The sequence below is a fragment of the Acinetobacter sp. V110_1 genome (genome assembly GCF_031798975.1).
GTDB lineage: Bacteria > Pseudomonadota > Gammaproteobacteria > Pseudomonadales > Moraxellaceae > Acinetobacter > Acinetobacter nosocomialis_A.
In genome coordinates, this window is record NZ_JAVQNN010000002.1 from 1 (window position 1) to 25,354 (window position 25,354).

Genomic DNA, 25,354 nt, shown 5'->3' on the forward strand with positions numbered 1-25,354 from the left:
AGGACATCGCCCTTTCACGGCGGTAACCGGGGTTCGAATCCCCGTAGGGACGCCAAATTCTAAAAAGCCACTGCATAACGACAGTGGCTTTTTTCTTATCTAGACAATAAAAAAAGCTGATCAACAATCAGCTTTTCATCAATATAATTTAATTCGCAATTCCAACTTGGACTTCAAGACGACCTGATTGAACACGCAGACCTTTTATTTCAAATTGATCTACCAGTTGCTGCACAAGCTCACGGCTTTCTCTCAAAATATTGAGCCCCGGTAAAATACTAAAGTCTGTCAAGCTTAAAAGTTTTTCTACCATCCATGAACGGTTGTTAATGAAGTCAATAAATCCTGCCTGTTCAAGATCAATAAACCACATACGATGACCATCACGCTGAATGCCTGGAATATCACGAATCAAATGATTAATCAGCGATGGTATAGGCAACATATTAATGACTTCAAAACCGACTCGCCCAATTCGACGGACTGCCCAATTCGACAATGTTCCACCATGACGAATTTGCACATCGAGACTCTCATCCATTTGGCGTAAGCGTAAGAATTTTTCTTGCCCAATTCGACATTCCAACACACGGAAATCTAAACTAAGCCGATATATAAAACGGTGATAGTGTCCATCTATTTCAACCTGAAATCGATCGTTCCCACACTGAACTTTAATATCATCAATTTCTGAACGATCTATTCGTTTACGAATTTGGCTGTTTAACAGCATTTCAGGCAAATATAAATTCAGCGTACTCTTACCTAGAAAAGTACGGGCCATAATTAACGCAACCTGACGCGCAGTTTCACTGGTTTCAGAGACCATATCTCTAACAGTTCCTGCTGCCAGATTGGTCATGCCAACGACTCCACGCTTTGTATGAGTTGTTACATGGTCTAAAGCATCTAAAGCTGCATCTGCAACCTCGGCAAGATTACGTGTCGTATCACTAGCAAACCCGACGGCATCATGAGCATGTTGCAAGGTCTTATGCAGCAAACGGCGTGAGAATGACAGTTTTATAGGGTCAGGGTTCCCTGAAACTGTTGATGTCGTTATAGGCTTCGACTTATTGTCATCTTCTTGACCCAAGTCCTTCTCCTTTTTATATTTCTTTCGCATCCTACTAATCAGCTTTTCAGCTCATTTCCAGTGTTGAATACACTTGGTTTTTATCTAGATTAGCATGCTCTACAGTATTATTTTAACTTTTATGTGTACGCATAAATCATCATTTTTTTATATATGCTTGTTTCAAAAAAGTATTTTATATCTAATCATCACATCACTTTTCTAAAGCTCTACAAATTTTTTCCTTTCTCTGCATTTCCGTTAGAATAGATTCAAATTTAATGTGGAGCTGTCATGCAATATCGTTGCCCTCAATGTCAAAGTGTTAAAATTATGCCTGTAAGCCAAGGCGTTAACAGTGCCAAGCCTGTTGTGCCTAAGAGCTTAGTGATTTTAGTTCCTGCCATTTTTGTACTATTACTTTTGGTTGTGATTAGTATTTTTATGTGGATTTTTGGCAATGGTGCAGGCACTTCTCTACAAATTGCAACGGTCGTTGTTTTTGTTGTGACTTTAGGGGCAGGTTTTATGTTCTGGCGTGATCTGCCGGACTTTAAATTGTCTATGCAAGCATTTATGCAGTCACAAAAACACTGGAAATGTCGTGACTGCAATCACGAATGGGAAATTTAAAAAGTATTCACATCAGCTTAGTGCTGATGTGAATGTTCTTTGTCAGTCTCATCATGCTCATGTGAAGCATGTTGAGCGATATGCTGGCAATTAATCTCAGCATCATCTTCAATTTGCAATGTCACTTCACCAATACCATGCTCATGAGAAAGCATTTCAACAGCATCTTGATAGAGCTTAGTACGGTCAGCTTCAGGCGCAAATAAGTGCACGGTTAAATGGATGTTTTTAGACGTAATCGCCCATACCTTGAGTTGGTGAATACTTTCAACACCATTTAAAGACAATAAATCTGCACGTAACTTTTCGATATCGACTTCTTCGGGTACGCCTTCGAGCAAAATATTGATACTTTGTTTGAGCAAAATCCATGTTCTTGGTAATACCCAAAAACCAATCAGTACCGCAATAATCGTATCGACCCAGTACCAGTTGGTGAAATAAATCACAACTGCACCAATAATAACGCCAACCGAGCCTAGCGCATCACTCAATACCTCTAAATAAGCACCTTTCACATTTAAGCTGTTATTGGCACTCGACATGAGGATTTTCATTGAGATGAGGTTAATTACCAAACCAATGGTTGCCACAATAAGCATACCCACACTTTGAATTTCAGGTGGTTTAGAGAAGCGGATATAGGCTTCATATAAAATATAAATTGCCACCACGAACAGCATGAGCGCATTAAATAATGCAGCCAAAATTTCAAAGCGCTGATAACCAAAAGTACGTTTATTATCGGCTGGACGCTTTGCGATCTGAATTGCAACCAAAGCAATTGCCAGAGCAGCAGCATCAGTAAACATATGCGCAGCATCGGAGAGTAATGCCAAACTTTGCGTGATTAAACCAGCAACGACCTCAACAATTAAAAATGTTGAGGTGAGTGCTAAAGCAATCATTAATTTCTTAGCATTACCTTCAGTCACTACAGCATGACTATGATCATGACCATGTTGTCCACCCATTTTGCGGACTCCTTATTATTTATCTTTATGGAGAGGTAAAAGTAATGATAGATACATCTCTACTTTTACCTCTTTCAAACACTTTTTTGAATTGACGCTGTCATCAAAAAAGATATCTCAAAACGATGACATTATGAATGCTCAGCGCTTTTTGCTTTGCTTTCATTCATCCATCGATAAATGACTGGTAATAAAACCAAAGTTAATATCGTAGATGAAATAATGCCACCGATTACGACTGTTGCCAAAGGTCGTTGCACTTCTGCTCCCGTTCCTGTTGCTAAGGCCATCGGAATAAAACCAAGTGAAGCAACGAATGCTGTCATTAATACTGGACGTAATCGTAATACCGCTCCTTTCCAAGTCGCTGCATGAACATCTAATGTTGCTCTCAGTTCTTTAATAAACGTGAGCATGACCAAACCATTCAATACTGCAACACCCGATAAAGCGATGAATCCGACACCAGCGGACATGGAAAGTGGAATATCTCTCAACCATAAAGCGACTAATCCACCAGATAAAGCGAAAGGAACTCCGCTAAATACCAGTAAGCTGTCTTTAAAATTACTAAATACAGCCATCAGCAACACAAAGATCATGATGAGTGCCATTGGTACGACAACCTGCATTCTTGCTGTAGCAGAAGCAAGATTTTCAAACTGTCCTCCATAACCTAACCAGTAACCGCTAGGTAGCTTTTGCTGTGCCAGTTTGCTTTGCATCTCTTGTACAAAAGACCCAAGGTCACGATCACGCACATTTGCTGTCACAATGACGCGGCGCTTACCATTTTCACGGCTTACTTGAGCAAGGCCTAGAATATTCTCAACCTTAGCGACGTCTTGTAACTGGATCAAACCACCGTTTGGTAAGCGAATCGGTAACTGAGCTAACTGCTGAGGCGTACGCATGTTTTCCTGTAAACGAATCACAAAATCGAAACGTCTATCGCCCTGTAAAATTTGTCCTACACTCTGCCCACCGATACTGGCTGCAACAATATCCTGAATAGACTTGACTGATAAACCGTATTGGGCAGCCAATGCATGATCAACATCTACATTCAGTAATGGTAAACCGTCAGTCTGTTCAACTTTGACTTCACTAGCACCTTGAATACTACGTAATTGTTGAGCTATTTTCTCCGCTTCCTGATTGAGGACCTGCATATCGTCCCCAAAAACTTTCACGCCAATATCACTTCGTACACCTGAAATAAGCTCATTAAAACGTAGTTCAATTGGTTGTGAGAATTCACTGTTATTACCAGGAATCTGGTTCACGAATTGCAGCATTCTGGCACGCAATTCATCTATTGTTTCTTTAGGGTTTGGCCACTGATCATGTGGTTTTAATAGCACAATACCATCTGAAATATTAGGAGGCATGACATCGGTAGCAACCTCGGCTGTTCCTGTTCTTGCAAAAATGGCTTTAATTTCAGGGAAAGCTTTCAGTAACTGCTTTTCTACATTCTCTTGAATCTTAAGTGACTCTTCTATACCAGTGCTCGGTGCACGCATGAGTTGTAGTGCAAAATCACCCTCACTGAGTTGAGGTGCGAACTCACTCCCTACTCTTGTTGCAATAGCACTTGTTAGAATCAAGATGCTGAGTGCTGCTGTAACAACAACATATCGGAAGGCATATGCTTTATCGAGTAAGCCTGCATAACCTTTTTTCAAGGTCATCATCCAGCGGCTTTCTTTTTCCTTCACTTCACCCGTAACAAACAAAGCTACTGCTGCTGGAACAAAGGTCACAGATAAAATAATTGCTCCCAATAACGCTAGGACAACGGTCATTGCCATAGGATGGAACATTTTTGCTTCTACGCCTGCTAAAGCAAAAATTGGCAGGTACACGACCATAATGATGATCTGACCAAATATTAATGGGCGTCGTGCCTGTTTAGCTGCGAGAAAGATCTCTGTAAAGCGTTCTGAACGCGTTAATAAGCGACCTTTTAAATGCTGTGCTTCAGCCAAACGCCGAATACAGTTTTCAACAATAACAACCGCCCCATCGACAATGATCCCGAAGTCCAAAGCTCCTAGACTCATGAGGTTGGCACTGATTTTTTGTTCTGCCATACCTGTTAAGGTAAAAAGCATTGCCAACGGGATAATACAAGCAGTGATTAAAGCAGCACGAAAGTTTCCTAAAAAAATAAAAAGGATAACGATGACTAAAATCGCCCCTTCAATTAAATTTTTAGCTACTGTTTTAATCGCTTTATCTACAAGGTTACTCCGATCATAGACTGTTTCAATCACAACACCTTGAGGGAGTGATCTCTGAATTTCCTGAACTTTCTGATCAATCGCTTTGGCAATGGTTTTACTGTTTTCACCCATCATCATCATGGCGATACCTAAAACAGTTTCCTGTCCATTATAGGTAGCCCCACCCGTACGCAAGTCATGACCAATCGATACTGATGCCACATCAGCAACCCTTATAGGCAAACCGTTTTTCGTGGCGACCGTAACGTTCTGGATATCTTGTATCGACGTCAGCATACCCGGAACACGAACTGTGAGTTGCTGACCATTCTCTTCAATAAATCCAGCACCGCGGTTTTCGTTATTATTTTGAAGTGCATCTTGTAAATCGGTGAGTGGAATCTGCAACTGCTGTAACCGTGTCAGATCTGGAGAGACCACATAGGTTTTGTTATATCCACCAATGCTATTAACCTCGGCTACCCCTTGTACGCGTTGTAACTGGGGCCGAATAATCCAGTCTTGAATTTCACGCAGGTCCATCGCGCTATAGGCTGAACCATCTGCTTTTTTGGCATTTGGCTCGGCTTTTACCACCCATTGATAAATCTCACCGAGTCCAGTTGAAATTGGAGACATTTGCGGATCAATGCTATCGGGTAAAGCACTCTTAGCTTCTTGTAACCGCTGGTTAATCAGCTGCCTTGCCCAGTAAATGTCAGTACCATCTTTAAAGATAATGGTGACCTGAGAAAGACCATATCTGGAAATTGAACGAGTCTGTTCCAGATTTGGAATACCAGACATGGCATTTTCAATCGGATAAGTGATCCTTTGCTCAACTTCAGGCGCCGTAAAGCCATTTGCTTGACTATTGATTTGTACCTGTACGTTGGTGATATCAGGCACAGCATCAATTGAAAGTTTTTGGTAGCTATAAATTCCAACACCAATCCAAGCAATGACAAACATCATGACCCAAATGGCGTTATTAATTGAAAACTGAATGATCCGATCAAACAAACCTTCAGCCTCTGGCAAATCAGGTTTATTAATGTCCATGCTCAGCCTCCCCTTTTTCAAGTTCGGACTTAAGCAAGAAGCTACCTTGCGTCACATATTGCTGCTTTTCGGTAATTCCTGATTTAACCTCGACCCATTGTGCATCTGAAGAATAATTGCCTAACTCCACGGCAACTGGAGCGAAATGAATTTTGTCCTTCTCCTGTTTTGCAACAAAGACCACATTCTTTCCATCAATCTGTTGTACCGCTGCCTTGTTAACCCGTAATACAGTCGCTGCATTATTTTGTTTCAGTAACACATTGACCATTAAGTTAGGACGTAATTCTTTTGAAGGTGTCAGCACCTTGGCACGAACCTGTAAACGACCAGTTTGAGTATCCGCTTCTGAAGTTAGGCTTTGCACCTGCGCTTTGAAAATATTGTTCGTTTGCAGTGATTTAAATTCAATTTCCTGATTAGGCTGAATATTGGTATTTGTACTTGGTAACACAAACTCAACCCATAGTTGATCTAGGCGATCAATCACAAATAACTGTTTATCAGGACCAATTTGCTCACCAATCACAATATCTTTATTACTGATTACACCGCTTAAAGGCGCAGTTAAAACATATCGGCCTTTACTTGAGCGATTCGCTCCCAAGGCACTTAAACGACTATTTGCAGCCTGCACCTGAATTTGCGCCTGACGATAAGCATTGTAAGCTTTCTGATAATCTTGACGTGCTGAAACACCTTGTTCCCACAATTGCTTTTCACGCTGATAATCTTGCTGCGCTAATGTCAGTGCTTCTTGCGCCATGCTTAAATTGGCTTGCTGATCGACCAAATCTGGTACAAATAAAGTCGCCAGGGCCTGACCCTTTTCAACTTGTTGTCCCAGTGCAACATTTACGCTGTCTACTCGTGCAGAAAAAGTTGAAGAGACATGTGCTTGCTGGTCTGTGTTTACGACAAGTTTGGCAGGATAAGAAAGGCTCTGCTCAACTTCACCACGTCCTACTTGCTCTAACTTCACACCATATTCAACCAGTTGCTTGGAAGTCAGGTTTAAACTTCCTTCCTCTTTTTCAGACTCACCATGGCCAGCTTCACCTTCCGCATGCCCTTCTTCACTTTTCTCAGTATTGGACTGTTTTTTTCCAGAGAAAAATAACCAAGCACTTAAAGTAAGGCAGACAATCAACAACAAAAAAGCAATAAGCCATTGGTTTTTTAATTTTTTAACTGACATTACTCTGCCCCTCCAACTGTCGGCAACTTATAGGTGTCTTGCCATAAATTTTGATTAATTTGATTTAATGCATCTCCAGACATCACCATATTTGGATCGACCCCGAGAGCTAAACTTTCTGCCTCAATTGCTTTTTGCCAAGCAGATTTAAGAAGTTGAACTTTTTTCAAACGTTGTTCTTGTAATTGCAGGGTAGATTGCTGGACGTCAGTAATCGCAAATTTACCAACTTTAAAGCCAAGCAACATTTTCTCCTGTACCGTCTCTGATAAAGGAATCTGTTGCTCATTCATCAAGTTATATTGCTGTTTCAAACCAGCCAACTCGTACTGTAGGGTACGAATAGAATTCAAACTTTGCTTTTTATAAAAGCTTTGCTGCTGGTCAATTAAATCAAGTTTGCTGTGGGCAGCTTTCAACGCATATTGCTGGCGATTAAAAATATTTAAAGGAACCGCAATACCTACTCGTATCTGATTTTCGGTACTGCTCGTTTCTGCGGTTTTACTACGAACTATGCCCATATTTACGGTAGGCGTAGGGCGATTTTTTGCCTTTAAATAATTAATTTCAGAATTTTGTTGTATTGCTTGAAGCCGCATGGACTGTTCTAACAAATTCTGTTTTAAGTATTGATCGATATCACCTTCATTTTTTAAAGGCCACGCACTTTTTATATCTGGACGTAAGGTGAAGTTATCTTCCGTCTCACCCCATAAGTTCGCCAGTTTTCTTTTAGCACTACTCAGAGATAATTCAACTTCCTGATATAAACGCTGGTTTTCAACATGCGTCATTAAAGTCCGATCTAAATCAACCTGCGCAATACTGCCCGCCTGAAAACGTAAACGGGTCGCATCTAAAAGGTTTTTACTCGTTCTTAACTGTGCTTTGGCAACTTCATGTTCAAGCTCTAAAATCGATACTTGTGACCATAAATATTTTACTGCCAGCTTTAGCTGAGCCTCATATAAAACCTGATTTAACTCAACTTGATTTTGCTGAACACTAGCCAGTTTTTTTGCTGCGGAGCGTACACCAAAAATATCTAGTTTTTGCGAGATCCCAAGTTCTAGTTCCTGATCTTTTCCAGATTTAAAACCCGTTTGCTGTACAGAAACCGTCGGATTTTCCCATAGCTGGCTCTGTTTGATATTGCTCTCTGCAATGTCTTGTTGAGTTTGCCAAATTCCTGTTTGAGTCTGAAATTGCTTAACCTGATCAAGTACTTGCTCAAACGTTAAAACATTCTGTACACGCTGTGGTTGTGTATTTTCAGCAAGGTTCTGATTTGAACTGGCTGCGTTTGTTACGACACCAGTTGAAAGTGCAACAGCAACAACTAATGATTTAAGTACCCAAGATGTACTCAGACTAACGAAACGTTTTTCGTATAAAAAAATAGACATACATTAACCCTATGAAATAAATAATATTTCTGGTGGGTTATTTTTCGGCTACCCCACCTATAGCAGGGTTAAAACAGGAGGAGGATCTTGTTTAGAGATATGAGGGGACTTATAAGAATTGGACCAATAATATTGTTGTTTTGGCTCAGATGACTGTATTAACGGTGAAACAATTTTTTCTTGTGCTTCTACAATCACAACATGAAAACACGAAGGTAAATGGTCATGATGATCGGACAAGCTTAAGGGAGCTTTATGCATAGTCCCTTCAACTTCTGTCTTTTCAGTATGACTATGCTGTGAAGCTTCATAACTCAACGCTGCATGATGCCCAAAATGATGTAATGCTTTTTCCTGATTTTCATGGGCGCAAAATGCCGCTGCCACATTCCATAGACTTTGGAATATAAGCAAACAGAATAAGACGGACATGAAAAGTGCAGAACGTGGCAACAGCACACCATTAAACTAAAAAGTTGAACAAAGCCACTATAGCAGGCACCTAGCATGTAATAAAATTACAAAACATTGATTTATTGGTTTCGTTCTTTTCACTTAAAGCTAAGCCATTTTTTATCTTCACAAAAATAATTTTTTTAAGAGTAATGTTTATGTATAAAACGTTGACCACTTGCATATTAGCCACTTGTCTTGGCTTAACCGGATGCGCAACATCTATGTTATCGACAGCCCTTCCAAATGAGACAACTGAGGTCAAAACAACCATTTTAAAAACAGATCAAATTATTGCAGTGGGTCAAGCAGTGAAAAACCAGCAAGAGCAAGGTCTTGTATTTGTAGGCAAAGACTATAGTTATTTAATGACCGAAGGTAGCTCAGAGTTTTTAAGTATTATTAAAAATATTCCAGTAAATCAAAGAACTTTAATTATTTCCTCTCCTCTTATGCTTGAAATGGATGATCCCACTCATTTTCATGGTGAACTCAAATTTCAATACAACATTCCTGATTCAAAGTTGAGCGAACAAGAAAAAGAAAATTTAAAAAACTTAGGATTTAAAAATCACTTCATGGTTATGGAGCAACAAACACAACTTTTATATCCTTATGCCATTATTCGTTTTAAAGGCCAAATTTACCAAACCACTGGAACCCTAAAAGCTCAACAAACACTACCTACCCCTTATCCAATTGCCTTACAGCAAAAAGATGAAATAACAAAGAAGCATCCGTTTAAACGTGTAACACGTATGGCGCTTTATCCTTTGGCCCTGGCGTTTGATGTGGTCACGGTAGCTCCATCACTGATTTGGGCAGATTTGCATGGTGACTTTACTAAATAAAAAAATTTTTTCTTAAAATAATCAGCCAGCCCGTAAGCTGGCTTTGTTTAAAAAAATTTCTTTTGTTTGATATTTATAAATTTTCTCAAAAGCTTTTTGCTCAAAATAAAAGCTATTTTCTAAGTTTAAAAGCTCTTATTTCAGTCAAGAATGCCACTATTCCTATAGTAATTTCGCTAAGCGTAAAAACACGTGTAACTTTTATGTAAGCTAAAACCTCAGCACTTTTCATCCAAATGCGCTATATCACATTTACAAAATAAAACATAAGATTTCCATATAAGGGACTAGCTTAAAAGTGTGAGTCAATTCAATCAAATTGAGGAACAAGGGGAGACTATCATGGATATGAAAACAATCAAGCATGGGCTTAATCACTTGTTTGCCTTTGAAAACTTACCAGCCGATATGCATTCACAAGCTGAGGATGAAATTGAACAAGGCTTACGCTTTGAAGAGTTAGCCGTACAAGATCATGAACGTATGCAAAATTGGCTAGATATTACCCCAAACGACCGCAATGCGATGTGGTGTTACCTCCGTGCAGCTTTAAGAGGTAATGCTGACGCTTCTTTTAAACTTGGTATTGGCTATTTAAATGGTCAATTTGGTTTAGATAAAAACTACACTGAAGCTGAAAAGTGGTTAAACAAAGCAGCAAGTCAAGGTCATCCCGACGCTGAACGTTGCTTACAAGAAGCTTTCAGTAAACTTGCCTTCTAATAAAAAAAACCAGCCCTTAGGCTGGTTTTTCAATTTAGGTGTAATTAGCCACCAATTTTTTTGTATTTCTTACGATGTGGTTGAGCATCATCACCAAGCTTAGCACGGCGATATGCTTCAAACTCGGTATAGTTACCTGTATAGAACTCTGGTTGCTCATCTTCAAATGACAAGATGTGAGTTGCAATACGGTCAAGGAACCAACGGTCATGCGATACAACCATTACCGTACCAGGGAATACCAAAATTGCATCTTCCAGTGCACGTAAAGTTTCTACGTCCAAGTCGTTTGATGGCTCATCCAGTAAGATAACGTTTGCACCTTGCTGTAAGATTTTTGCAAGTTGTAAACGGTTACGCTCACCACCTGACAATTCACCTACGCGTTTTTGCTGATCTTGGCCTTTAAAGTTAAAGCGACCAATATAAGCACGTGATGCAATTTCATAATCGCCCACTTTCAAGATATCTAAACCGCCAGAAACTTCTTCCCAAACTGTTTTATTATCATCTAAAGTGTCACGAATCTGACCAACATAAGCAACTTTAACCGAATCACCCAGTGTTACAGTACCAGTGTCAGGTTTTTGCTCGCCTGTCATCATGCGGAATAAAGTCGTTTTACCCGCACCGTTAGGACCTACAATACCGACAATCGCTGCTGGTGGTACCGTAAATGACAAGTTTTCGTAAAGTAAACGGTCACCAAATGATTTACTGATGTTCTCTACTTCAACAACCTTGTTACCTAAACGTGGACCAGGTGGAATATAGATTTCAGAGGTCTCGTTACGCTGTTGGAATTCACGTGAGTTAAGTTCTTCAAAACGCTCCATACGCGCTTTGTTTTTCTTTTGCTGACCTTTCGCATTTTGACGAACCCATTCAAGTTCTTTTTTCAATGCTTTAGCAAAAGATTCTTCTTGTTTCTGCTCTTGTTCTAAACGAGCATTTTTTTGCTCCAACCAAGAAGTATAGTTACCTTGGTAAGGAATACCATGCCCACGGTCAAGCTCTAAGATCCACTCTGCAACGTTATCAAGGAAATAACGGTCATGCGTAATCGCAACAATTGTACCAGGGAAATCTTTCAGGAAACGCTCTAACCACGATACAGACTCTGCATCCAAATGGTTCGTCGGTTCGTCAAGAAGTAACATATCTGGTTTAGAGAGCAATAAACGGCAAAGTGCTACACGGCGGCGTTCACCACCTGAAAGCTTACTTACGTCTGCATCCCATGCTGGAAGATTCAAGGCATCTGCCGCGATTTCAAGCTGGTTATTTAAGTTGTGTGCATCCCAAGCATGGATAATTGATTCTAATTTTTCCTGCTCTTTTGCAAGCGCATCAAAATCTGCATCTGGGTCTGCATATTCTGCAAATACCTGATCAAGACGTTCTAAAGCATCTAGAGCTTCACGTACGCCATCTTCAACGTTACCACGAACGTCTTTAGTTGGATCAAGCGGCGGTTCTTGCTCTAAATAGCCGATTTTAATTCCAGGTTGTGCACGAGCTTCACCAGAGAAATCTTTATCTACGCCAGCCATAATACGAAGCAAGGTAGATTTACCCGCACCGTTCAAACCGAGAACACCAATTTTGGCACCCGGGAAAAATGATAAAGAGATGTCTTTTAAGATTTCGCGCTTTGGCGGAACCATTTTAGACACTCGGTTCATCGTATAAATATATTGGGCCACGCAGGACTCCTCAATTGAAAAACCAATACATCGCAAGAAGCGATAAAATAATCGCGCGTATTATACGATGAAAACACTAACGACTTGAAGTTATGATTTCCATCGTACGGATTTATCAAACAATTTTCTTTTTCAATAAGTTGCAAAATGTTTATGTATAAGATTTATACAACGTTTCAGCGTATATTTTTCTATCTTTATTCCTAAAATTGGAAAACAAACCAGAATTTCTGCAATTTTCTATATAAATTTTAGGCTAGACTCGCTCAATATTTAACTCACGAAGATGAAGTAATCATGACTTATAAAGATGAAACCTTAGCCATTCACGCAGGCTACCGTCCTGAAGCAACAACAAAAGCAGTAGCTGTTCCTATTTATCAAACAACTTCTTATGCATTTGATAATACACAACATGGTGCCGACCTTTTCGACTTAAAAGTTCAAGGCAATATTTATACCCGTATTATGAACCCGACCACTGCTGTGCTTGAGCAGCGCCTTGCTGCACTTGAAGGTGGTATTGGTGCATTAGCTTTGGCATCGGGAATGGCAGCCATTACCTATGCTATTCAGACCATTACCGAAGCTGGAGACAATATTGCTTCAGTCTCAACTTTATATGGTGGCACATATAACTTATTTGCCCACACATTGCCAAAACAAGGGATTGAAGTTCGCTTTTTTGATTATCAAAAGCCTGAAAGCTTGCGTAATTTAATTGATGATAAAACTAAACTTGTTTTTGTTGAGTCAATTGGGAATCCACTCGGCAATATCATCGATTTAGAAGAAATTTCAAAAATCGCTCATGAATATGGAGTGCCTGTCGTTGTCGATAACACTGTTGCCACTCCTGCTTTATTAAAACCATTTCAATATGGCGCCGATATCGTTATCCATTCGCTTACTAAATATATCGGTGGTCATGGTAATAGTATTGGCGGTGCGATTGTCGATAGCGGTAAATTTCCTTGGGGTAAATATCCAGAGCGTTTTAAAGTTTTGAATACACCAGACCCAAGCTATCATGGTGTGAACTATGTCGAAGCATTAGGTGAGGCTGCTTATATTGCACGTGCACGTGTAGTGCCACTACGTAATACAGGGGCTGCAATTAGTCCACTCAGTGTCTTCTTGATTTTACAAGGTCTCGAAACTCTAAATCTCCGTATGGAACGCCATACTGAAAATGCTCAGAAAGTCGCGGAATATTTGCAAAATCATCCGAAAGTAAAATGGGTGAATTACGCGGGCTTAAAAGATCACCCACAACATCAACTTGCGCAAAAATATGTAAAAGGTAAACCTTCTGCAATTTTATCTTTTGGTGTTCAAGATGGCCGTGAAGGCGGTACCCGCTTCATTGATGCTCTTCAATTATTTACCCGACTTGTGAACATCGGTGATGCGAAAAGTTTAGCTTGCCACCCTGCAACCACAACTCACCGCCAACTCAATGAACAAGAACTTAAAGCTGCTGGCGTAAGTGAAGATATGGTTCGTCTTTCTATTGGTATTGAGCATGTTGATGACCTAATTGCCGATTTAGAACAAGCACTTTCATCTGTATAAATTTTAAACTGACACAACAAGCCTCTGGAATATAGAGGCTTTTTTATTTTCAAGTGATTTAACCCTCAATAATAATTAATGGATTAGGGTAATAATTTAGAGTTTTTACTCTAAATAAATTGTTAAATTTCATATATTTACACACTAGACAATTTTTAAACATCTATTAAGATAGGGCAATATTTAGGAGTTCATCAGGATGAACCAACGGTTGTAAAAATAAAAATTACATACCGGAATAAATAGCCCCTGCCCCTACTTAGGTAAAATGCTGTGAATAAAAAATTAGAAGCTCTGTTCCAGGAAAAGGTACAAGGTAAAGTCATTTTAGTGACAGGCGCCTCAAGTGGAATCGGTTTAACGATTTCAAACAAACTTGCTGACGCCGGTGCGCATGTTTTACTGGTAGCCCGTACTCAAGAAACATTAGAAGAAGTTAAAGCAGATATTGAAAGCCGTGGTGGTCAGGCATCGATTTTCCCATGTGATCTTAACGACATGGAGATGATTGATCAGGTTTCTAAAGAGATTCTAGCTTCTGTTGATCATATTGATATTTTAATTAATAACGCTGGTCGTTCTATCCGTCGTGCTGTTCATGAGTCTTATGACCGTTTCCACGACTTTGAGCGTACCATGCAATTAAATTACTTTGGCGCTGTGCGTTTGGTTCTTAATATTTTACCGCACATGATTCAACGTAAAGATGGACAAATTATTAATATTAGTTCAATTGGCGTATTAGCCAATGCAACACGCTTCTCGGCTTATGTAGCTTCTAAAGCTGCGCTTGATGCATTTAGCCGTTGTCTTTCTGCCGAAGTTCATGCCCATAAAATTGCGATTACATCAATTTATATGCCTTTAGTGCGTACTCCAATGATTGCACCAACTAAAATTTATAAATATGTGCCGACTCTATCACCTGAACAAGCAGCGGACTTAATTGCTTATGCGATTGTGAAACGTCCGAAACGTATTGCGACGAACTTAGGCCGTTTAGCTTCTATGACGTATTCGGTAGCACCTGGTATTAACAACATGTTTATGTCGATCGGTTTCCGTCTATTCCCAAGTTCAGATGCAGCAAAAGGCCAAAAAGCTGAGAAATTGAACTGGGCACAAAAAGCTTATGCACGCATTTTCCCAGGTGAACACTGGTAATTTGACATATTAAGTTGAGTTAACAATAAAAAAAGCGCTTCTGACGAAGCGCTTTTTTTATCTAAGGCTGTTTAAGTATCTAAAAACTCAACATGTCCTGTTTTTACATCGTAAATCGCACCAATAATTGCAATCTCACCACGGTCTAACAGCTCTTTAAGTACAGTACTGTTATTAATAATATATTGGATGTTGTAGTGAACATTCATCGCTGTTACCTGATTAATAAAAGCTTTGTTTAACTCCCGCGGTTGCATAATGTCATAAACGCTTTCTACCGAACGCATGAGTGGTCCAAGCACATATTGAATATGCGGCATTTCCTTCACATCAGAAACTTGTTTTTGCTGTAGTCGTAGCTGACATGCACTGGTCACTGCACCACAGTCGGTATGACCTAAAACTAAAATGACTTTAGAACCTTTAGCCTGACAGGCAAACTCAAGTGAACCTAGTACTTTTTGCCCAGCAATATTACCCGCAATTCTTAAACTAAATAGATCGCCAATCCCTACATCAAAAATCATTTCAGTCGGTGCACGAGAGTCCATACATCCTAAAACAGCCGCAATCGGGTGTTGACCTTCATCTGCCGTGACACGAATTTGACGGTAAATATCACGTTGTAAACGTTCATTTTTTACGAAACGTTCATTACCTTCTTTAAGTAAAGTAACCACCTGCTGCGGACTTAATTTACGCTGTAAATCTCTAGTACTAATGTAGATATCAAGAACTGCATCATCTACTTCTTCATAGTGCTGCTTAAACCCAATGAGTTTGAGATCGACCTGACGCTTAACTGCAGTCTCATTCTGATAATCTTGAATGACCTGATAAATATCGGGATCAATCGAGTCGCATTGAGTCGCATCAATAATCAACTGCTGATCTTTATGAACATGTTCCAATGCAGAAATGAGCGCTGAACGATTAAGAAAAGTCACTTGTGATGGAAGCTCAATACGAGTCACAATTCCATGTAAATGCTTTTCTTTATATACGCGAACTCCTTTATTAAAGTTGCCATATAAAATAAACGCACTACTGGTAAATAGACCCACCAAAATTCCGGTTAATAAATCTGTCAGCAAAATTGCAACAAGGGTAATAATGAAAGGTAAAAACTGTTTCCAGCCTTTTTGATACAGCTGTTTAAATAACTTTGGATGCGTCAGTTTAAAACCAGTCACGATCAATATCGCTGCAAGTGCAGACAATGGAATCATATTCATGAGTTGAACAAAGAATAAAACTGCCAGTAGCAATAATATGCCGTGAATAATCGTGGAATATTTACTACGTGCGCCTGTATTTGCATTTACAGAACTACGGACAATGACCGAAGTGACTGGCATTCCGCCAATTAAACCTGAAACAATATTCCCAGCGCCTTGTGCCCACAGTTCACGATTAGGTGGAGATGAACGCTTTTGAGGATCAAGTTTATCTGCGGCTTCTAGGTTTAGTAATGTCTCTAAAGATGCCACAATCGCGAGTGTAATTGCTCCAGTATAAATTAATGGTTCAGCCAGATAGCTAAAGTCTGGAAAAACTAATACCTCTTGCGGCGCTTGCAATATGTTTGGTAGTTGAATCAAATTATTGCTTTGTACTGCCCAAGGCGAGCCGATATTCATTAACACAAAATTTAAAACTGCTGCAATGACCACAGCAATTAAAGCCGAAGGTATGGCCAACTTTTTAAGTGGACTATTATCCCAAGCTAAAATTAAAAATAAACTCAGTAGGCCAATAAGTGCTGCGCCAGCGTCAAAGTGCTGAAGAAAAGTATCAGGTGTAGCAGTCCAAACGTTTTTCCATGAAAAGTCAGTCAGCCCAAATAAATATGGCAACTGAGTCACAATCAGAATAGCACCAATAGCAGCCAACAACCCTAAAATGACGTTGTTCGGAATGAAGTTGGCAAAGAAACCTAACTTAAATATTCCAAATAAAATTTGTAAAATTCCTGCAAATACAATACACAATAAAAAGGCGGCATAATTGCCGCCTAATTGATCTAACTGTACAAGGATGACCGCAGTCAATCCTGCTGCTGGGCCAGAGACACTGATGTGAGAACCACTCAGCAGGCCAACAATAATTCCACCAACAATTCCGGCAATAATGCCAGAAATGATTGGAGCGCCTGAGGCTAAGGCGATACCCAAACATAAGGGTAAGGCCACGAGAAATACGACCACTCCCGAAAGGAGATCGTTTAAATGAAATCTATTTTTCAGTTCTAAAGCCGGCATAAAAACAACCATTTATAATATAAAAAACAATCAATTTTTAATGTAACTGCCTGAAAGTGAGGAACTTACTTCAAGGCTTTATCGATATTGTCTGACATCGGGAAAGGGTTAAAGTTGAGTTATGCTATAACGTTGTATAGTTGATTGTAGATTTCACACCGTTTTTGTTGATCTTAAGATTCACCTCATCTTTACCATTGCGATTTCTGAAAAAACCGAATTTCACGCTCTCTGAAGCACATTTCGAAAACAATAAAAAAACCTCCCGTTTGGGAGGTTTTTTTAGGTCTTCTCAAGGCTCTTATTTAGAACCTTTAATTCCTGCTTGCAGCAACAATGCACCAAAACCACCAATTTTTTGCTCTTGAGGTTTCTCCTGTTTGCTACGTTGTGGACGTTCAACCTGATCTTTACGTGGTTGTTGAGGACGTTTACCTTGCGGCTTCCGCTCAGAACGCTGTTCGTTATTTTGCTCACGACGCGGTGGACGCTGTGCCTTAACAGGAGCTGCACCTTCTGCACGCATACTCAAGTTCACACGATTACGCTCAGCATCAACTTGCATCACACGCACTTGTACGATTTGGCCTGGCTTTACCACTTTATGCGGGTCAGAAACGAATTCATTCGCTAATTCAGAAATATGAACTAAACCATCTTGGTGTACGCCAATATCAACAAAGGCACCAAAATTCGTTACGTTCGTTACCACACCTTCAAGTTGCATGCCTTCAGTCAACTGAGCAACTTCGGTAATGTCTTCACGGAATTTAGCTGTGCGGAATTCTGGACGTGGGTCACGACCCGGTTTTTCCAATTCAGATAAAACATCCTGAATAGTCGGCAAACCGAATTTGTCATCAACAAACTCTTCTGCTTTCACCTGACGAATAATTTCAGTATTACCAATGATGTCTTTAACAGTTGTCGCTTTTGCTGCAACTATTTTCTCGACAAGACCATAACTTTCAGGGTGAACAGCAGAAGCATCTAAAGGTTCAGAACCATTTTGGATACGTAAGAAACCAGCCGCTTGTTCAAAAGTACGCTCGCCTAAACGTGGTACGCTTTTCAACGCTTGACGGTTATCAAAACGGCCATGCTCTTTACGGTATTCAACGATTTGCTGAGCAATCGCTTTGTTTAAACCTGCAATGTAAGCCAAGATTGCTGGTGAAGCAGTATTTACATCAACACCGACAGCGTTCACACAGTCTTCTACCACTGCATCAAGCGTTTTTGCTAAACCAGTTTGGTTAACGTCGTGTTGATATTGACCTACACCAATCGACTTCGGATCAATCTTCACAAGTTCCGCAAGTGGGTCTTGTAAACGACGAGCAATAGAAACTGCACCACGAATTGAAACATCAAGCTCTGGAAGTTCTGCTGCAGCAAGTTCACTTGCAGAGTAAACAGATGCACCTGCTTCGCTTACAGTCACACGCGTTAATTTAAGGTCTGTGTTTGCAGCCATCATTTCTGCAACTACAGCTTCTGTTTCACGGCTCGCAGTACCGTTACCAATCGCAATAAGCTCTACGTTATATTCACGGCATAAACGTGCAAGCTCAGCAATAGAGCCTTCTTTGTCTTCTTTAGGCGCAAATGGGTAAATCGTGCTGTGAGCAAGTACATCACCAGCATCGCTTACTACAGCCAGTTTCACACCGGTACGAATACCAGGGTCAACACCCAAAGTCGTACGGCTACCCGCTGGTGCAGATAACAATAAATGACGAAGGTTTTCAGCAAATACCTGCATTGCTTCTGCTTCGGCAGCAAGACGCTTTTCTGTTAGTAATGAATGTTCGATTTGAGGACGAACTTTACCTAACCAGAATAATTTTGCAGTTTGCTTCAAGAAGTCTTGGCGAGCTTGTGGCTGAATTTGATCTAGGTTGTATTCAGTTTCAATACGTGCCAATGGTGCATCATCTTCGCCATCTACTTTTAAACCAAGTACGTTTTCTTGACGACCACGTAACATTGCCAATAAACGATGAGAAGGTAATTTATTTAAGCCTTCAGAGAATTCAAAGTAATCACGGAACTTTTTGCCCACTTCTTTCTTTTCTTCAGAAGCAACAGTACTTTTTAACACTGCTGTTTTTGCAAAAGTCGCTTTTAATTCTGTAGTCAGCGCAATATTTTGTGCCCAGTCATCAATTAAAATATGCTGGATCGCATCTAACTGACTTTCAACATCTGGATAGTCTTCATGGCTAAAACCAGCTAATGCTTCTGTCGGATCAATTTGTTCTGCAATAATTTTTTCGGCAATTGGCCCCAGACCCGCTTCTTTCGCCTTGAAAGACTTGCTCGTACGTTTAGGACGGTACGGCGCATAAATTTCTTCTAAAGCATTTTTTGTTTCGGCTGCATTCACCCGCGCCAACAAGTCATCATTCAATTTATTCTGTTCTTGCAATGACTGAATGACCTTTTCACGGCGCTCATATAAATCACGTAAATACGCTAAACGAGTATCTAATTGGCGTAACTGCGTATCATCTAAACCTTGTGTTACTTCTTTACGGTAACGGGCAATGAATGGAACACTGGCACCTTCGTCAATTAAGCGGATGGCAGCTTCTACTTGGTTTGGACGTACGGCAAGCTCACTTGCCAACTGCTGAACTAAGTCAGTCATCGTGTTTGATCCCACAAGGATAAAGTTTAAAAGCACTGATTATAAAGACCAAGACTATAAAATCCACACTTGTTTGCGTATTCAAAACGTTTTTTTGTATTGACTGTGAATTTTTCACATTCTTCACTTCATAAAAAGTGCTCTGTGCTACGTATTTTGGCCTTTAAACTCATATTTTACTGTTTAAAAAATCTGAAATTTATAGGATAACCCTTAAGCAAAATGAAATTTTTAATATAAATTACGAGAAAATGAACATATTGATACAGTACTAAAATGAGCAAAAATATAGTTTTTCTTATCTGTCTAAATAAATTATTAAGCTTCAATATCTAAATGGCTTATCGACCTTTTAGAAAATAAGCTTTGAAAAGTAGCGCTAATTTTTAAAATAATTTATTTGAAACAATTATTTATTAAAATTTAATCGAATAGAATTTAACAAATGAGCGAATGCTTGGTTTTTTCTTTAAGGCTTTGCTAAATTATGGGCATAAGATGTTGTTTTTTGGTTTCAAGCCCCTACGAAAATTGTAATTTTGAGCAAATTGATACATAGTCTTAACAAGAACATCGGCATTATACTGAGGGCTTGTTGGCAATAAGCCTAACCGATCCAATAATATATAAATTATGACTTTAAAAGGGAGTACATCATGAGTTTAGTTGTACCTGCTGAACATCCTGAAACCGTACATAACGAAACGGATCGTGTCGAGCGCATTTTAGTGGTCGATGACGATGTGCGTTTACGTACCCTCTTGCAACGTTTTTTGGAAGATAAAGGCTTTGTTGTAAAAACTGCCCACGATGCCTCACAAATGGATCGTTTATTACAACGTGAGTTATTTTCACTTATCGTGCTCGACTTTATGTTGCCCGTTGAAGATGGTTTAAGTATTTGTCGTCGTTTACGTCAATCAAACATTGATACACCAATTATTATGCTAACTGCACGTGGTAGTGACTCTGACCGTATTGCTGGTCTTGAAGCCGGTGCAGATGACTATCTACCAAAACCATTCAACCCAAATGAGCTTTTAGCACGTATTCGTGCAGTATTACGTCGTCAGGTTCGTGAAGTTCCAGGCGCCCCAAGCCAACAAGTTGAAGTGGTTAGCTTCGGTCCATGGTCTTTAGACTTATCTACACGTACATTAACTCGTGAAGGTCAGATTGTTACCTTAACGACAGGTGAATTTGCCGTATTAAAAGCATTGGTACAACATCCACGTGAACCGTTAACACGCGATAAACTTATGAACTTGGCTCGTGGTCGTGAATGGGGTGCAATGGAGCGCTCAATTGACGTTCAAGTGTCTCGTCTACGTCGTTTAATTGAAGATAACCCAGCGCGCGCACGCTATATTCAAACTGTGTGGGGCGTAGGTTATGTATTTGTTCCAGATGGTGCTGAATAAGCTTGAGATAAAATAGAGTGAGTTTAGAGCCAATATCACCGCAAAGCTTTACCGACTACGTTGCGTATTCAGAGCGTAAACGGACGAGATGGGAACGTTTTCTCGACAAAATTAAGCCACGTTCTGCTGCCATGCGTACCACAATTTTGGTACTGCTGGTGGTGTTCTTTAGCCTCTTTATGTCTTTGTGGTTTTTTTGGCGAACCCTCTATTTACCTGAGATTCAACAACATGCCCGTTATCTGGCAGTTGAACTCGAACTGGTCAATAATCCTAATATTCGTATTTTTCATCGTGATAGCGAAGTTGATGTCGATACTTGGTTACGTAATCGGGTTGGTATTGAATACATAACCGATCCTAAAGAGTATCCAAGCGTTCGCGATAAAGTAATTGCCGAGATTTTCACCAACCAGGTTGAGCAAAAACTAGCCAATGAAATTGGTGCAAAAGACGTTACCGTTTACTTCCAGTTTAAACCTAGCCCACGTATCTGGATTCAGACTCCTGAAATGCATGGCAACTGGGTTCGTGAGCCCTTAAAAACCTATGCAAACTATAGCCCTGAGCTATTAATTGGTTGGGTTGTGGGTGTTCCTTTAGTGTCAGCCATCATTATTTTAATTTTGGTTAGACAAATGAATCGCCCCTTGCGTCGTTTGCAAAATGCTGCCAATGAATATAGTAAGTCTGGAACTGCACCTTATTTAGATACCAACCATGGCCCTCTAGAAATTCGCCAAGTTAACCAAGCCTTTAACCGCATGGTGTATACTCTTGAACAAGCTGAGCGTGAAAGACGAATCATGCTAGCGGGTATTTCACATGATCTAAGAACTCCCCTTACACGTATTCGTTTAACCGCAGAAATGCTACCTGATGAATTTCTGCGTGAAGGCTTGGTCTATGACGTAGATGATATGGATGCAATTTTGAATCAGTTCATCTCATATATGCGGGATGGTTCTGATGAAGAATTAAAAGACACCAATATCAATATATTATTGCAAGAATTAATTATTCAGTTTAAACCGCTCGATATTCGCTTTGAAGTGCAAGATGTTCCGATTATTCCTGCGCGTAGTCTCTCTTTAAAACGACTCATTGCTAACCTTATTAATAACGCAAAACGTTATGGTGCGGAGCCAATCGAACTCAGTGCAAAAGTTGAAAATGAACATATTTTGATTACCGTTGCCGACCACGGTGAAGGTATTCCAGAAGATCAAATTGAAGAATTAATGCAACCATTTGTGAGAGGCGACTCTGCTAGAACCATCCAGGGAAGTGGTTTAGGTCTTGCCATTGTTAAGCGTATTGTCGACATTCATCAAGGTGAAATCCAAATTCATAACCGTGAACAAGGTGGTTTAGAGGTTGTTATTTCACTACCTATTCCAAAATCAGCGGCTGAAGAAAATACAACGCCAAATCCTTTGGAAAAAATTAAACAAACTTTAAGTGAGCGCTTCTAATTTGATCAACCGATCATTTAAAGCGCTATTTTAAAATTTATCAAATACCAAATAAATCAACATATTAAAAATCATAAAATAAATTTATACCCACATTTATTTAAAAAATTAGACCTTAGCCTAACACCTATGCACTTTTCATTTTTTCATAGCTAAAATCCCGTATGTTTTGACAATATTGAGGATGTCCAATGTCTTTAAGTCGTATTCGCCTAGCTTCTCTTCATGACAAGGTCATCAGTGCTGAACAAGCTGCGCAATTCATCGAAAATGGAATGACCGTTGGTATGAGTGGTTTTACTCGTGCTGGTGAAGCTAAAGCTGTTCCACAAGCACTTGTAGAGCACGCAAAGAAAAATCCGTTAAAAATCACGTTAATTACGGGTGCTAGCTTAGGTAATGACTTAGACAAACAACTCACGGAAGCAGGTGTTTTATCTCGTCGTATGCCATTTCAGGTAGACAACACTTTACGTCGTGCGATTAACAACGGCGAAGTTATGTTTATTGACCAACACTTGTCAGAAACTGTTGAGCAAATGCGTAACCAGCAACTTAAACGTCCAGACGTTGCGGTGATTGAAGCAATTGCGATTACTGAAGATGGCGGCATTATTCCAACAACTTCTGTGGGTAACTCTGCAAGTTTTGCTATTTTTGCCGAAAAAGTTATTGTTGAAATCAACACATCTTTAAGCGAAAGCTTTGAAGGTTTGCACGACATCTATATTCCGACTTACCGTCCAACTCGTACGCCAATTCCATTAACAAAAGTGGATGAGCGCATTGGTACAACTGCAATTCAAATTGATCCTGCAAAAATTGTTGGTATTGTCTTTAACGACACACATGACTCACCATCAACAGTCACTCCTCCAGATGATGAGACTCAAGGCATTGCAAACCACCTCATTGCTTTCTTTAATAAAGAAGTTGCTGAAGGCCGTTTACCAAAGAACCTTGGTCCATTACAAGCAGGGATTGGTTCAATTGCTAACGCTGTATTAACAGGTTTAAAAGATTCTGATTTTGAAGACCTCATCATGTACTCAGAAGTTCTACAAGACTGTACTTTTGAACTCATTGATGCAGGCAAAATGAAGTTTGCTTCTGGTAGCTCAATTACCCTTTCAGCTAAATGTGGCGAAAAAGTTTTTGGCAATATTGAAGCTTACAAAGACAAATTAGTGCTTCGCCCACAAGAGATTTCTAACCATCCTGAGCTTGTACGTCGTTTAGGGATTATTGGCATTAACACTGCGCTTGAGTTTGATATTTACGGTAACGTGAACTCAACTCACGTATGTGGTACGAAAATGATGAATGGTATTGGTGGTTCGGGTGACTTCGCTCGTAATGCGCACTTGGCTATTTTCGTGACCAAATCAATTGCTAAAGGCGGCGATATTTCTTCTATCGTGCCAATGGTGAGTCACGTTGACCACAGTGAACACGACGTTGATATTTTAGTAACAGAGCAAGGTTTAGCAGACTTACGTGGTTTAGCGCCTCGTGAACGTGCCCGCGCTATTATTGATAACTGTGTACATCCGCTTTACCGTGATGCATTGAACGACTACTTTGATCGTGCATGTGCTAAAGGTGGTCATACCCCTCATTTACTTCGTGAAGCATTGTCTTGGCATGCAAACTTCGAAGAAACAGGTCAAATGCTCCAAGCAGCACCTGTTGCAAAATCAGCTTAAATCACTGGTTTTAATTCAAGCACTCCTTCGGGGGTGCTTTTTTATTTGTTTAAATTATTCAAAACTACTGCTCAATTGCGTATTTTTATTTTATCTTTTCAATACATCAAAACAAAAAGTAGAAATCCATATGTTCATTATTCGCCAATTTACAAATGCAGATCTGGATGATGTGGTCAATTTATGGGAAAGCTGCGATCTGACCCGCCCCTGGAATAACCCTGAAACGGATATTTTTAGGAAAGTTTCACAACAGGATGATTTATTTCTGGTTGCTATTAAAGATGAACAACTGATTGGCACGCTCATGGGCGGCTATGACGGCCATAGAGGCTGGATTAACTATTTGGCTGTTCACCCCCACCAACAACGCTTAGGAATAGCTACAGCCCTTGTTCAGCAGCTTGAGAAGCGCCTCATCGCTCGTGGTTGCCCAAAACTTCAATTATTAGTGCGTAAAGACAATATAAATGTGCTGAACTTTTACGAACAGCTCGGTTACGACGAAGTAGAAGCCGTGTGTTTAGGAAAACGACTCATTAATGATAGTCCTCACGACTAAACACAAATTTTCAGTTGAGTCATTTCTAGAAAGTTTAAACATTGTTGGGGATAACTGAGTTTGCTTGTGGATAAAATAAGATTTATACACAAGTGAAGTCTTAATATTTTTTATTAAATAAATAGGCATGAAAAAAGCCCCATACTTTAAAGTATGAGGCTTTTTCGAATATGGTGGCGAGACCCAGGATCGAACTGGGGACACACGGATTTTCAATCCGTTGCT

At 39.9% G+C, this 25,354-nt stretch carries 19 protein-coding genes; 10 read left to right on the plus strand and 9 right to left on the minus strand.

The window, feature by feature from the left end; genetic code table 11:
* Positions 1 to 148: 148 nt before the first annotated feature.
* The gene (locus tag RMA95_RS00180) at positions 149 to 1,096 is read right to left on the minus strand and encodes a hypothetical protein (RefSeq protein ID WP_311069269.1); all 948 of its coding nucleotides are present in this window, start codon (positions 1,094 to 1,096) and stop codon (positions 149 to 151) included.
* A 273-nt stretch (positions 1,097 to 1,369) separates the two neighbouring features.
* Here RMA95_RS00180 and RMA95_RS00185 point away from each other — a divergent pair, with 273 nt between their 5' ends.
* Positions 1,370 to 1,708 (plus strand): membrane protein, encoded by a 339-nt coding sequence (locus RMA95_RS00185; protein ID WP_002051673.1) that lies wholly within the window; start codon positions 1,370 to 1,372, stop codon positions 1,706 to 1,708.
* A gap of 17 nt (positions 1,709 to 1,725) precedes the next feature.
* On the opposite strand, the gene RMA95_RS00190 is transcribed toward RMA95_RS00185, so the two are convergent.
* The 5 genes from RMA95_RS00190 to RMA95_RS00210 all read right to left on the minus strand — a co-directional run bounded on the left by RMA95_RS00190 (position 1,726) and on the right by RMA95_RS00210 (position 9,032).
* The gene (locus RMA95_RS00190) at positions 1,726 to 2,682 is read right to left on the minus strand and encodes a cation diffusion facilitator family transporter (RefSeq protein WP_311069270.1); all 957 of its coding nucleotides are present in this window, start codon (positions 2,680 to 2,682) and stop codon (positions 1,726 to 1,728) included.
* Positions 2,683 to 2,813: 131 nt separating this feature from the next.
* Complete coding sequence (locus tag RMA95_RS00195) at positions 2,814 to 5,972, minus strand: CusA/CzcA family heavy metal efflux RND transporter (RefSeq protein WP_311069271.1); 3,159 nt, start codon at positions 5,970 to 5,972, stop codon at positions 2,814 to 2,816.
* Positions 5,962 to 7,170: an efflux RND transporter periplasmic adaptor subunit gene (locus RMA95_RS00200; protein WP_311069272.1), complete on the minus strand. Its 1,209-nt coding sequence runs from the start codon at positions 7,168 to 7,170 to the stop codon at positions 5,962 to 5,964. The genes RMA95_RS00195 and RMA95_RS00200 overlap by 11 nt, the downstream gene beginning before the upstream one ends.
* Positions 7,170 to 8,579 carry a TolC family protein gene (locus RMA95_RS00205; RefSeq protein ID WP_311069273.1) on the minus strand — a complete coding sequence of 470 codons (1,410 nt, stop codon included), beginning with the start codon at positions 8,577 to 8,579 and terminating at the stop codon, positions 7,170 to 7,172. Before RMA95_RS00205 ends, RMA95_RS00200 begins: the two co-directional genes overlap by 1 nt.
* 57 nt (positions 8,580 to 8,636) lie before the next feature.
* Positions 8,637 to 9,032 (minus strand): cation efflux protein, CzcI-like, encoded by a 396-nt coding sequence (locus RMA95_RS00210; RefSeq protein WP_343568854.1) that lies wholly within the window; start codon positions 9,030 to 9,032, stop codon positions 8,637 to 8,639.
* Positions 9,033 to 9,190: 158 nt separating this feature from the next.
* Between RMA95_RS00210 and RMA95_RS00215 the strand changes: the two genes are divergently transcribed.
* Together RMA95_RS00215 and RMA95_RS00220 are read left to right on the plus strand one after the other, a co-directional pair.
* Positions 9,191 to 9,883, plus strand: coding sequence for a hypothetical protein (locus RMA95_RS00215; protein ID WP_263614750.1), 693 nt, complete (start codon positions 9,191 to 9,193; stop codon positions 9,881 to 9,883).
* 342 nt (positions 9,884 to 10,225) lie between these two features.
* Positions 10,226 to 10,606, plus strand: coding sequence for a tetratricopeptide repeat protein (locus tag RMA95_RS00220; protein WP_004711619.1), 381 nt, complete (start codon positions 10,226 to 10,228; stop codon positions 10,604 to 10,606).
* 44 nt (positions 10,607 to 10,650) lie between these two features.
* On the opposite strand, the gene ettA is transcribed toward RMA95_RS00220, so the two are convergent.
* Positions 10,651 to 12,312: an energy-dependent translational throttle protein EttA gene (gene ettA / locus RMA95_RS00225; protein ID WP_002052196.1), complete on the minus strand. Its 1,662-nt coding sequence runs from the start codon at positions 12,310 to 12,312 to the stop codon at positions 10,651 to 10,653.
* Positions 12,313 to 12,609: 297 nt separating this feature from the next.
* Here ettA and RMA95_RS00230 point away from each other — a divergent pair, with 297 nt between their 5' ends.
* A complete protein-coding gene (locus RMA95_RS00230) occupies positions 12,610 to 13,887 on the plus strand; it encodes an aminotransferase class I/II-fold pyridoxal phosphate-dependent enzyme (protein ID WP_311069274.1) in 1,278 nt (425 codons plus the stop codon).
* A 273-nt stretch (positions 13,888 to 14,160) separates the two neighbouring features.
* Positions 14,161 to 15,051 (plus strand): SDR family NAD(P)-dependent oxidoreductase, encoded by an 891-nt coding sequence (locus RMA95_RS00235; protein ID WP_262094070.1) that lies wholly within the window; start codon positions 14,161 to 14,163, stop codon positions 15,049 to 15,051.
* Between the two features lie 71 nt (positions 15,052 to 15,122).
* Here RMA95_RS00235 and RMA95_RS00240 read toward each other — a convergent pair whose 3' ends face one another.
* Both RMA95_RS00240 and RMA95_RS00245 read right to left on the minus strand, forming a co-directional pair.
* Positions 15,123 to 17,312, minus strand: a complete 2,190-nt coding sequence (locus tag RMA95_RS00240; RefSeq protein ID WP_311069275.1) for a SulP family inorganic anion transporter — start codon at positions 17,310 to 17,312, stop codon at positions 15,123 to 15,125.
* Positions 17,313 to 17,613: 301 nt separating this feature from the next.
* Entirely contained in the window at positions 17,614 to 19,965 is a 2,352-nt protein-coding gene (locus RMA95_RS00245; RefSeq protein WP_311069276.1) for a Tex family protein, read from the minus strand.
* Positions 19,966 to 20,621: 656 nt separating this feature from the next.
* Here RMA95_RS00245 and ompR point away from each other — a divergent pair.
* The 5 genes from ompR (at position 20,622) to RMA95_RS00270 (ending at position 25,129) form a co-directional block, all read left to right on the plus strand.
* Positions 20,622 to 21,386, plus strand: a complete 765-nt coding sequence (gene ompR / locus RMA95_RS00250) for a two-component system response regulator OmpR (RefSeq protein WP_000060753.1) — start codon at positions 20,622 to 20,624, stop codon at positions 21,384 to 21,386.
* 17 nt (positions 21,387 to 21,403) lie between these two features.
* Positions 21,404 to 22,861, plus strand: coding sequence for an ATP-binding protein (locus RMA95_RS00255; RefSeq protein ID WP_311069277.1), 1,458 nt, complete (start codon positions 21,404 to 21,406; stop codon positions 22,859 to 22,861).
* A gap of 39 nt (positions 22,862 to 22,900) precedes the next feature.
* The gene (locus tag RMA95_RS00260; protein ID WP_263614930.1) at positions 22,901 to 23,017 is read left to right on the plus strand and encodes a hypothetical protein; all 117 of its coding nucleotides are present in this window, start codon (positions 22,901 to 22,903) and stop codon (positions 23,015 to 23,017) included.
* A 35-nt stretch (positions 23,018 to 23,052) separates the two neighbouring features.
* Entirely contained in the window at positions 23,053 to 24,567 is a 1,515-nt protein-coding gene (locus RMA95_RS00265; protein ID WP_002116671.1) for an acetyl-CoA hydrolase/transferase family protein, read from the plus strand.
* A gap of 130 nt (positions 24,568 to 24,697) precedes the next feature.
* Positions 24,698 to 25,129 carry a GNAT family acetyltransferase gene (locus tag RMA95_RS00270; RefSeq protein ID WP_311069278.1) on the plus strand — a complete coding sequence of 144 codons (432 nt, stop codon included), beginning with the start codon at positions 24,698 to 24,700 and terminating at the stop codon, positions 25,127 to 25,129.
* Positions 25,130 to 25,354: the final 225 nt, after the last annotated feature.

Excerpts from the sequence above, each read along its gene's own strand:
- RMA95_RS00185 (WP_002051673.1), top strand. The coding sequence starts at position 1,370 with ATGCAATATCGTTGCCCTCAATGTCAAAGTGTTAAAATTATGCCTGTA.
- RMA95_RS00190 (WP_311069270.1), bottom strand. The coding sequence starts at position 2,682 with ATGGGTGGACAACATGGTCATGATCATAGTCATGCTGTAGTGACTGAA.
- RMA95_RS00195 (WP_311069271.1), bottom strand. The coding sequence starts at position 5,972 with ATGGACATTAATAAACCTGATTTGCCAGAGGCTGAAGGTTTGTTTGAT.
- RMA95_RS00200 (WP_311069272.1), bottom strand. The coding sequence starts at position 7,170 with ATGTCAGTTAAAAAATTAAAAAACCAATGGCTTATTGCTTTTTTGTTG.
- RMA95_RS00205 (WP_311069273.1), bottom strand. The coding sequence starts at position 8,579 with ATGTCTATTTTTTTATACGAAAAACGTTTCGTTAGTCTGAGTACATCT.
- RMA95_RS00215 (WP_263614750.1), top strand. The coding sequence starts at position 9,191 with ATGTATAAAACGTTGACCACTTGCATATTAGCCACTTGTCTTGGCTTA.
- RMA95_RS00220 (WP_004711619.1), top strand. The coding sequence starts at position 10,226 with ATGGATATGAAAACAATCAAGCATGGGCTTAATCACTTGTTTGCCTTT.
- RMA95_RS00230 (WP_311069274.1), top strand. The coding sequence starts at position 12,610 with ATGACTTATAAAGATGAAACCTTAGCCATTCACGCAGGCTACCGTCCT.
- RMA95_RS00240 (WP_311069275.1), bottom strand. The coding sequence starts at position 17,312 with ATGCCGGCTTTAGAACTGAAAAATAGATTTCATTTAAACGATCTCCTT.
- RMA95_RS00245 (WP_311069276.1), bottom strand. The coding sequence starts at position 19,965 with ATGACTGACTTAGTTCAGCAGTTGGCAAGTGAGCTTGCCGTACGTCCA.
- ompR (WP_000060753.1), top strand. The coding sequence starts at position 20,622 with ATGAGTTTAGTTGTACCTGCTGAACATCCTGAAACCGTACATAACGAA.
- RMA95_RS00265 (WP_002116671.1), top strand. The coding sequence starts at position 23,053 with ATGTCTTTAAGTCGTATTCGCCTAGCTTCTCTTCATGACAAGGTCATC.
- RMA95_RS00270 (WP_311069278.1), top strand. The coding sequence starts at position 24,698 with ATGTTCATTATTCGCCAATTTACAAATGCAGATCTGGATGATGTGGTC.